Annotated in this window: 10 protein-coding genes and 1 pseudogene; 3 read left to right on the forward strand and 8 right to left on the reverse strand. The window is 45.3% G+C overall.

What is annotated here, in order from left to right:
- Window positions 1–217: 217 nt before the first annotated feature.
- Window positions 218–388, reverse strand: a complete 171-nt coding sequence (locus AC5V8P_RS19360) for a hypothetical protein (RefSeq protein WP_013373210.1) — start codon at window positions 386–388, stop codon at window positions 218–220.
- An 18-nt stretch (window positions 389–406) separates the two neighbouring features.
- The gene (locus tag AC5V8P_RS19365; protein WP_064797292.1) at window positions 407–601 is read right to left on the reverse strand and encodes an H-type small acid-soluble spore protein; all 195 of its coding nucleotides are present in this window, start codon (window positions 599–601) and stop codon (window positions 407–409) included.
- A gap of 237 nt (window positions 602–838) precedes the next feature.
- Between AC5V8P_RS19365 and AC5V8P_RS19370 the strand changes: the two genes are divergently transcribed.
- The gene (locus AC5V8P_RS19370) at window positions 839–2,038 is read left to right on the forward strand and encodes a macrolide family glycosyltransferase (RefSeq protein ID WP_064797293.1); all 1,200 of its coding nucleotides are present in this window, start codon (window positions 839–841) and stop codon (window positions 2,036–2,038) included.
- Window positions 2,039–2,114: 76 nt separating this feature from the next.
- On the opposite strand, the gene AC5V8P_RS19375 is transcribed toward AC5V8P_RS19370, so the two are convergent.
- From AC5V8P_RS19375 to AC5V8P_RS19400, 6 genes are all read right to left on the reverse strand, one after another.
- Complete coding sequence (locus AC5V8P_RS19375) at window positions 2,115–3,578, reverse strand: glycoside hydrolase family 32 protein (RefSeq protein WP_081276839.1); 1,464 nt, start codon at window positions 3,576–3,578, stop codon at window positions 2,115–2,117.
- A gap of 35 nt (window positions 3,579–3,613) precedes the next feature.
- Window positions 3,614–4,441: a carbohydrate ABC transporter permease gene (locus AC5V8P_RS19380; RefSeq protein WP_064797294.1), complete on the reverse strand. Its 828-nt coding sequence runs from the start codon at window positions 4,439–4,441 to the stop codon at window positions 3,614–3,616.
- Window positions 4,441–5,325 (reverse strand): carbohydrate ABC transporter permease, encoded by an 885-nt coding sequence (locus tag AC5V8P_RS19385; RefSeq protein WP_063212882.1) that lies wholly within the window; start codon window positions 5,323–5,325, stop codon window positions 4,441–4,443. The genes AC5V8P_RS19380 and AC5V8P_RS19385 overlap by 1 nt, the downstream gene beginning before the upstream one ends.
- 61 nt (window positions 5,326–5,386) lie before the next feature.
- Window positions 5,387–6,712, reverse strand: a complete 1,326-nt coding sequence (locus tag AC5V8P_RS19390) for an ABC transporter substrate-binding protein (protein WP_064797295.1) — start codon at window positions 6,710–6,712, stop codon at window positions 5,387–5,389.
- Between the two features lie 167 nt (window positions 6,713–6,879).
- On the reverse strand, window positions 6,880–7,884 hold the full coding sequence (locus tag AC5V8P_RS19395) for a LacI family DNA-binding transcriptional regulator (RefSeq protein WP_081276840.1): 1,005 nt from the start codon (window positions 7,882–7,884) through the stop codon (window positions 6,880–6,882).
- Window positions 7,885–8,243: 359 nt separating this feature from the next.
- The gene (locus tag AC5V8P_RS19400; RefSeq protein ID WP_064797296.1) at window positions 8,244–8,882 is read right to left on the reverse strand and encodes an endo-1,4-beta-xylanase XynA; all 639 of its coding nucleotides are present in this window, start codon (window positions 8,880–8,882) and stop codon (window positions 8,244–8,246) included.
- Window positions 8,883–9,192: 310 nt separating this feature from the next.
- On the opposite strand from AC5V8P_RS19400, the pseudogene AC5V8P_RS19405 reads away from it, so the two are divergent.
- Window positions 9,193–9,378, forward strand: a pseudogene (locus AC5V8P_RS19405) (winged helix-turn-helix domain-containing protein); the annotation flags it as partial.
- Window positions 9,379–9,415: 37 nt separating this feature from the next.
- A complete protein-coding gene (locus AC5V8P_RS19410; RefSeq protein WP_495473787.1) occupies window positions 9,416–9,562 on the forward strand; it encodes a hypothetical protein in 147 nt (48 codons plus the stop codon).
- The last annotated feature ends 59 nt before the right edge of the window (window positions 9,563–9,621 follow it).

Consider the following 9,621-nt stretch of genomic DNA (forward strand, 5'->3'; position numbering starts at 1 on the left):
TTCCCTCCTACAATTCTGAATTCAGCTTTTCAATTTTGAACAAAAAACATTTATATATCATTTTACAAAAAAACGAAAGAAAAAAAACGTACACACGGGCAGTTTCACTTGTACGTTTGGGCATTGAATGCTTTGAATGCTTGTTGTTCGATACCAGCCAAATATGCGTCATATAAAAAGCACGCAGCAGGTTATCCTGTGCGCGCTTGTCCACTCTCTATTCTTCTTCCAACTCATCTGGTACATCATATTTATTGATGTGCGAGGTCATTGCTGCAACAGCTTCGCTGGCATCCGTGGTGGCCGGTACCTCTCTGACCACATCATCCGTCTGATCACGGAAATTCAAACGATCTGCCTCGATTTCTTTCTGTTGATTGGGTTTCATTTTCCATGTCACTCCTTTCTATTCAAGGGTCAGATCACGTTCTGTCAACGTGTACAAAGGCACTTCTCGTTCCTCTTCCGGGTTGTTCAGCGCATAGATCCGTGCCGTCTCACGTTGTTCGTTCACATGCTGAATATAGATGGGAAACCCATCGCACAACACATTTGCCATGATGGGAGAGGACGCTATTTCTTGTGCTCTTTGAACATTCATTTAGAAAAAACCTCCCTCGCTAAATAGGTTCGTCTTTACTATGCACGAGGTAAATATTTGTTATACACATTTCATGTCAACATATCCTTACTTTATTCTTTAGAATGATGTTGACCGCGTTTTAAAACACAATCATGAAAGGATATCATTTGAAAAAATAAATATTATTGTTATTATGGATTAAGAGATTCAGTTAAACTGCATCTTAAATAAAGAGTAGGAAAGGAGTAAGGATGGATGTTAAATGTATTAATGGTTAATTTTCCGGCAGAAGGACATGTAAACCCCACGCTTGGGATCACGCAAGCCTTTGCAGCACGAGGGGACCAGGTTCATTACATTACAACTGAGAAATACAAGAATAGACTCGAAGCAGTTGGAGCGAAGGTTCACCTGCATCCTGATCTGGTCAGGACTGCTTCCATTGATACCAACACTCCGGCAGGACTGAACGCATTTTTGAATATTCATATCCAGACTTCGATGGATATCTTAGCCATCGCTCAGGAGCTGTCCGAGCGTATTCACTTTGACTTGGTGTTCTATGATCGATTCGGAGCTGGTGAATTAGTAAGAGATTATTTGAATATTCCAGGCATCTCTTCATCCCCATCTTTTCTCATTTCAAATCATCTGATGGCTGCCAATCTCTTCCGCTCCGACGCTAAAGTACCGTTCCATCCTGATGAACAAGTCACGACTTCACTGCAGCTCATGAAAGAAAGATTCGGTGTTGCCCCCAAAGAGTTGGTTCAATTTATGAACAATTCAGGGGCTTTGAATGTTGTATATACGAGCAAATATTTTCAACCGAATGGTGAACAATTTGGAGACGAGCATCTTTTTATTGGTCCCAGCTTCCCGGAGCGCAAAGAAGAAAATTCATTCCCGCTCGACAGATTACAGAGTAAAAAGGTTTTGTATATTTCGATGGGAACTGTGCTGGACCATACCGAGGACTTTTTTAACACCTGCATCGAAGCTTTTTCCGATTTTGAAGGCATGGTCGTGATTGCGGCTGGCGAGAAGGCCGACTTCACCAAAATTAACCCGGCCCCTGAGCACTTTATCATCTCGTCCTATGTCCCTCAATTGGAGGTATTACGTCATTCAGATGTATTTATTACCCATGGTGGAATGAACAGTGTGAATGAAGGAATTCACTTTAACGTACCCTTGGTCGTGCTGCCTCAGGACAAGGATCAGCCCATGGTCGCACAGCGGTTAACGGAACTTCAAGCTGGCTATCGGATAACCAAGGATCAAATTAATATACAAACGTTAAGAGATGCTGTACATGAGGTAGTGTCAAACGCAGCGTATAAAGAGGCCGTACAAAAAATTAATGAAAGCTTCCAGCAATCCGGCGGTACAAAAGAAGCTCTCGCAAAAATTGACGCTTATCTTGATGCTTATCTACAACATAAGCGCGCCTAAAATTACACGAGCAAAATGGCCACAAAAAACAGGAATCTGACCATCCACGGTCAAGGTTCCTGTTTGTGATGCGATTCTATGCGAGGATATCCCACTTCTGAAACGAGGCAATCGTACATTTTCCGTTCGCAAATGCACGAATACCCGTTGATTCCATTCCGGGATACACTCTTCCAGTGAGAACGTATTCGCCGTCACCGATGAATATTTCCACAGAGCTCTTATCGACGAAAATCCGCAGCTCCAGGCGTCCCTCCTGTAAGCCCAAGCGCACTCTTCTCTCTCCGCCTGGTCCGATACCGGCACGCTCACGGTTAAAACGAAACAGACCGTCATCGGGACGGTACGACAGTACAGTCTCCTCTTCGTCGCCCACCCGCAGCTTCAAGCCGAATTCATCCGTATGGCCAGCCTCGAACTCAAATACTGCCTTCAACTCGTAGCTATCTCCGGATGTCTCCATGATCTGCTCACCGGTCAGTAAGATGTCCCGCTGCTCGAACAGATTGGATCGGTAATTCTCCACCTCTTCAAGCGGACGGAACAGCAATCTGCCGTGGTCGATCACCGCTTCCCGCGGAAGACTCATCGCACCAGCCCAGTGGTGTTCCTGCTGGGTCGGCATCTCCGACTCCCACATATCCATCCATCCGATGATAATCCGCCGCCCTTTATCATCCAAGGTTGACTGCGGGGCATAGAAATCGAATCCATGATCTACCTGAGCATACTGCTCTGCCGTAAACGTTCCGACCTCCGCATTGAAGTCACCTATACCGTACATAGTGGAATGCAGGTTACGGTATGCTTCTCCCTGAGCAGGCATGCGCTGTGGAGACAGCATGAATACGTGCTGATCGCCAAGCGGGAACAAATCCGGACACTCCCAATTATCGCCGAAGCGTCCGTCACTCACTGCCAACACATTGACATACGTCCAGTTTCTCAGATCTTCAGATCGGTAAAGCAGTACTAGCCCGTTCCCTTGGGCATCATTAGATCCAAGAACGACGTAGTATTGATCTTCATGTTTGAACACCTTAGGATCACGAAAATCTTTGCGGCTGACCGTGTTCGGTATGGCGTCATATCCGATGACCGGGTTGCCCTCCCACTTTTCAAAAGTCACCCCGTCTTCCGATACTGCAATCCCCTGTGACTGCTTGTAATCCTGATCCTTGTCAGGTCCGGTTACAACATGTCCGGTATACATCAGGACAAGCTTCCCGTCCTGCTCAATCGCACTGCCGGAGAAGCAGCCGTCCCGGTCGAACTCACCGTCCGGAGCCAAGGCGACCGGCAGATAATCCCACGTCATAAGATCGCGGCTGACTGCGTGTCCCCAATGCATCGGCCCCCATACCGATTTATACGGGTAATGTTGATAGAACAAGTGATACTGCCCGTTATACTGAATGAAACCGTTCGGATCGTTCATCCAGCCGAATTCAGCCATTAAATGATATTTCAAACGATAATCCGACCGAAGCATATGCTTCGATTGGGAAATAAATTGATCAGCATTCTCTCTCGTATACACTCTAGTATGTTCGATAAGGCATCCTACCCTTACAGTTATTTAATTGAACCCTGCATAACACCCTGAATAATATACTTTTGGGCAAACAGATAGATGATAATGATTGGAAATATCGTCAGTACCAAACTTGCCATCAATGGACCATAATCCACCGTGTAGGTTCCATAAAAGTTGTACGTGGACAGGGGAAGTGTCCTTTGCTCAGGATCGACCAGAATGAGCGAAGGCAGCAGAAAATCATTCCAGATCCACAGTACATTAAGAATGGAAATAGTGGCCGTCGTGGGCATCAATACCGGAATTACGATTCGGAAGAATGTCTGAACCCGCGTACAGCCGTCAATCAGCGCCGCTTCCTCCAATTCCTTCGGAATACTCTTTACGAATCCATGATAAATGAAAACAGCCAGCGAACTGCCAAAACCGATATACATGTAAATCAGCGACCATTTGCTGTTCAGCAGATCAAGGGAGCCGTATATTTTCACCAATGGAATCATGATGGCCTGGAATGGAATAATCATGGAAGCAACCATCAGCATAAAGGTATATTGGTTGAACTTGGTGTTATTTCTGACAAAGTAGTGAGCTGTCATTGCTGTGAACAGCGAGATCAACAAGACACTTAACACCGTTATGACCAATGAGTTGGTAAAGGCAGTGATATAATTCATCTTATCGAATGCATTCATATAGTTGGCCACATTGAAGCTCTCTGGAAGCGATAATGGATTCGAGGTAATGGCCATATTTTCCTTAAACGAATTGATCAGCAGAAAGACGAACGGTACGATGAACAATAAAAGTATGACGGTCAGCACAATGAATTTGATCACGGAGGAAGCAGCCTTTTTGCTTGTCATTATGCCTCCACCTCCAGCTTCTTACTGAAATAAACCTGAAGCAGAGTGATGAGAGCAACCATCAGGAACAGCACGAATGCCTCTGCTTGCCCTACACCATAATCGCGGGAAAGGAATGCCTTTTCATACACATGCATCGACACCATTTGAGTACTACTGAACGGCCCGCCTTTCGTGAGTGCAAGGTTGACGTCATAGACCATAAACCCGCGTTGCAGGGACAAAAATATACATACGATGAAAGAAGGAACCATCAAGGGCAGCACCATTTTCCGCAGTCTGGTCCAACTGCTCGCCCCATCAATGCTTGCAGCCTCCATGATATCATTCGGCACACCCGTCAATCCTGCGATATAAATGACCATCATGTAACCCGCGTTCTGCCATACGGTTACAATCACGAGTGTCCAGAACGCCTTGTCAGGATCAGCCAGCCAAGTCGTGCTGAGCGCCTGTATGTTGGCATGTTGTCCCAAATAGACAAGCACGTTGTTGAAGATGAACTGCCAGATAAAACCGAGTACAATGCCGCCGACAAGGTTGGGCAGGAAAAATCCTGCCCGGAAAATGCTCTGTCCTTTTAACCCTTTAGTCAGCACATAAGCCAGCATAAAAGCGATAACATTAATAAGAACAACGGTATAAAATACATATTTGAGCGTCAAGCCGAATGATTTCCAAAACTCAATATCCCGAAAAACGGCCAGATAGTTTTGGATGCCAACCAGCGATAGTGTCGTGGAAATACCATCCCAGTTTGTGAACGTCAGATAAATGCCGTACAAAAATGGAATGATCATTACCGTGATGAAGGCAAACAAAGTGGGTCCGGTGAACAACAGCCGCGTCCGTAGCCGGTTCCATACTCCTTTTTCCGCAATCATGGTGATCCCTCTCTTTGTTTCGGATTTCTCTCTCTATTTCCGGGTAATTTGAAAATAAGCCTTATTTTACGGTTTTCCAGTAGTCTTCGATTTCCTTAGCCAGTGTTGCGCGATCGCCCTGCTTCGCCAGATATTTTTGCATGGAGGATCCTAACTTAGACCAGTGGTCGGCTGGCAGCAGGCTCATTGACTGCTCTGACTTGCCTTTTGCAATATAATCCTGGATGGACTTGCCAAGTGGATCGGCCGCAGGCAGTGTAATATTTTTGAACGCTGGGATAATGTTCGCTTTGTTTACGAGGAAATCCTGACCTTTCGCATCGTAAACGATCCAGTTCAGGAACTTCTTCGCCGCCTCTTGCTGTTCCGGCGTACTCTTCTCCTTGTCAATGACAATACGCTTGGAAACAGCGGATGAAATCTCCTGATTGCCATAGTCATCGGGATTGTTGCTGATGGGTACAGGCAAGAAACCATATTCTTTGTTAGCCGTATCAAAACCGCTGATTTGCGGCCATGCCCAGTTGCCCATGAACCAAACGCCAACTTCGCCTTTGCCAAGCAGTTCAGGTCCGCGCTCATAAGCTCCTGCCAGTGGGGAAGCCTGATCGATATTGTATTTCATCATGACGTCGAATGTATCCATAAGTCCGTTAAATACGGGATTGGTAGCCAAGTTAACCTGGCCCGCCTTCAGTGATGCTATGAATTTATCCACTTGAGCCATGTCTTTGTTTTGACCAGCATAAGCAAGTGGCAAATAATGAGCGCCTAGGGACCAATCCATTGGTGAAATCACCAATGCTTTCTTTCCAGATGCCTCGATTTGCTGGAACAGCTTTTCAAGGTCATTTCGGGTTTTAATTGTAGTGGGGTCAAAGCTTCCACCTACCGCTTTATCGACAACCGCTTTGTTGTAAATGAACCCGTAGCCTTCAACAGCCAGCGGAAACGCATAATTTTTACCGTCAAACGTTGTATTTGTGGTAGCGTTTTCAACAGTGTCCTTATTCCACTTCTCTCCGCTTAAGTCGAGGATACGATCCTTGAATTTCTCCACATCACCTGTATCAAGCATGATCATGGTCGGCGGGTTTCCAGAAGCATACAATGCAGAGGCACGCTCAAAAGGCGATCCCCCGGCCGGAACCGGCTGAATTTCAACAGTAATGCCGGGATTGTCTTTCTGGAACGCCTTGGCGGCATCCTCCAGTTGTGAAAGGATTTCACCTTTGGAGTTCAAAAGTGTAATTTTCACATTTCCCGAATCCGCTGATCCCCCTCCAGAAGCCGAGTTACCATCTCCTCCGGAGCCGCCGCATGCAGACACCACCATAACCAAAAGAAGCAGCATTACCGTCCATTGAACTCTTTTGAATTTCCTCACTGTTGTCATCCCCCTATTTCTATAATGGCTGCTGTACATTTAAATAAAACGCTTACATATGGATTATATGCTAAAGATTCAATCTGTGTCAATCGTTTGACATGTTAAGCCTTTAACATTTTTCAAAAAAAATCTGTTCCCCTTGTTAGAGGAACAGATTTTTTCATTCAGGTTGTTGCACGCTCAATCAATTCAACAGGCAGCTGATTGACAGGCTGTACCTGCTCCCCTTCTGCCTGCCTACGAATCAGCTCGACCGCCAGCCTGCCGATCTCTGCAATCGGCTGTCTTACCGATGTAAGCTCAGGCGTCAGCCAGGAAGCCGCGCTCACGTCATCAAAGCCTACAATACGCACATCCTCCGGCACATGCCGTCCGGCGCGGGTATATTCTTTCAACGCAAAAGCAGCAATAATATCGCTTGTTGCAAACACCCCATCCACATCCGGATGTTCATGAACGAGTTTGGAGATCATTCGCTCGTATTCCTTTTGGTCGAACACATTCAGGTCTGTTTGAACGATTACATACTCGACATTATGCCTGCCCACGACATCCCGGAAAGCTGTGGTACGTTCGTTGGACAGCATGTTCAGCTCCAGATTCCCACAGATATGCGCAATTTTCCGGCAGCCTTTGCGAATGAGCAGCTCTGTAGCCAGCTCGCCCCCGCGATAGTTGTCCGAAGAAATGTACGGAATATGCGGGTCAATCTGTCTGTCAAATGTCACAAGCGGTGAATTCAAATGTCGGTACTCTTCTACCTCCAGGGTATGGCTACCCATAATGATGCCGTCTACCCGGTTCCGCTTCAGCATATCGATGTACTCTTTTTCCTTCACAGGATCCATATGCGAATTGCACAGCAGAACCTTGCACTTATGCTGATAGGCATAGTACTCCACCTGATTAGCAAGCTCGCTAAAAAACGGATGCGAGACATTGGGAATAATAAGGCCGATAATATTGGACTGCTTGCGTAGCAAGGATCGTGCTATTTCATTCGGTTGATAATTAAGCTCTTCCATTGCGTCGAACACTTTTTTGCGTGTAGTTTCGCTGATATAGCCCCGGTTATTCATTACACGGGATACTGTAGTGACCGACACGCCCGCTTTTAACGCCACATCATGAATTGTTGCCATATGAACCTCTTCCCGGACAAAATACATACATATAAACTATACCTTCTCCCTACCATTTCCACAACCTCAGGTGTTATGTTCATCTCAGTTATTAAAACAGCGACAGTCGTAGACGAAAATCGTCCTCAACTGTCGCTGTTCTTTAACTAACGTATCCCTTTAGTTTAACAATTGTTAAGTGTGCCTTGTTCAGACTTTTCTCTACGTTATTATTGCTCTCTATGAGGCCAGTTCCAGTTTCCAGCTAAGTATTTGTCTCAGGCAATAGGTAGCCGTTAGCTTCCTCATTGACCGTTGCTGTCCATTTTATGTTATCGTTAGCATTCTTATTATTCGGATCTTTCTTTTCCTTATCTATGTTGTAATACGGCTTTAAGCCTTCATGGTTACCACACCGTTACGTTAGAGCTCCCGCTACTCTGATACCCCTCTGTCGCTAACACCTGGTAAGACCAGTTGTTCCCCAGATGCATTCCTTTGCTCGCCCAAGCCTTCACGTGATTGCTGAAAGTGATCGTGGAGTTGCCCCCGGTCGGTCTCTTCGTCTGTCGAACACTCCAGTACTGGATAAATGTCGTTTTTTGGCCGTCAATGGAAGGTGCGTCGTATCGCATTGTTGTGTAGATGTCATATGTGCCCCCATCACTGGTCACCGTACCTTTATACGTTCCGGTAGGTCGATAAGTCCCCCAGCTATCAACAACGTAATATTCGATGAGTGAGTTTCTCGTCCACCCGTAGAGGGCCAAATATCCATTACCGGACGGCGCCCAGACACCGGCATTGTAATTAATCGTTCTGTCTGGCGATCCAGTAGTCCAGCCTTTGCCGACAACAAAATTCCCGCTATTCTTCCATGTTACGCTGTAATTGCCGCCGGACCCATTAACAGCATTAACCGTCCCACCGCCATCGGTCCAATTTTGCCAGTAGTCTGTCGCTGCATTTGAGGTTGATGCAAAAAAACCAAAACTCATGGAAGCTGCAAGAACTACCGTTAACAGTTTCTTACCACTTTTAAACATAATTTACCTCCTAAAATTTTGTGATTTTCATTCTACACCTGCTTGTCGGCCGATTCTCCGTTGCAGTGCATCACTCATATGAACCATATCCCGTGTTTTCTTACTTTCACCTCCTTTATATGTAAAATTATATAATAATAACGATCATATAACCACTTGGCAAACTAAATATTAAACTTTACTATGTTTAGATTTCCCTAAGTTATATATATCCGTCGGGAGTTTATTGAGTTTCTTCTTTAGAGTTCTTCAGATTTTCTTTAGTCATATCCTCGTAAAATCCTAGGATTTTTTCGCTACTATTTTTGCAAGTAAACATTCGGTAAAGTTAAAGGGAAATGGAACTTCGCTGACTCCTCTGAAATTTCCGATCCTGATTTTGCTTGCCAGCCACTCTGGATAGGTTTTTAGTTCGGAGCACATTTACGAAAGTGTATGGAAGGCGCCATATGGGTTCTCTGATAATACTGTGATGGTTCATATTCGTAATTTAAGAGGATACTCCGATCTTTACCTTCGTTGACAGCGATAAAATGGCCAGAGCAATTGATAATCTTCTGATGAACGCCTTAAAGTATTCCTTGAAGCCGGGAGCCATTTACATTCGACTGAAAACGACTTCTGAGCAAATTACGATTGAGGCCGAAAATAAAGGAACTCCTCTTACCCAAGCCCAATAACATCTTTATATTTCAGCTGAACTTGTCTGTAGATAGAAGCTCGAATCAATCAATATTGC

It is taken from the genome of Paenibacillus sp. N119s, from assembly GCF_059447605.1.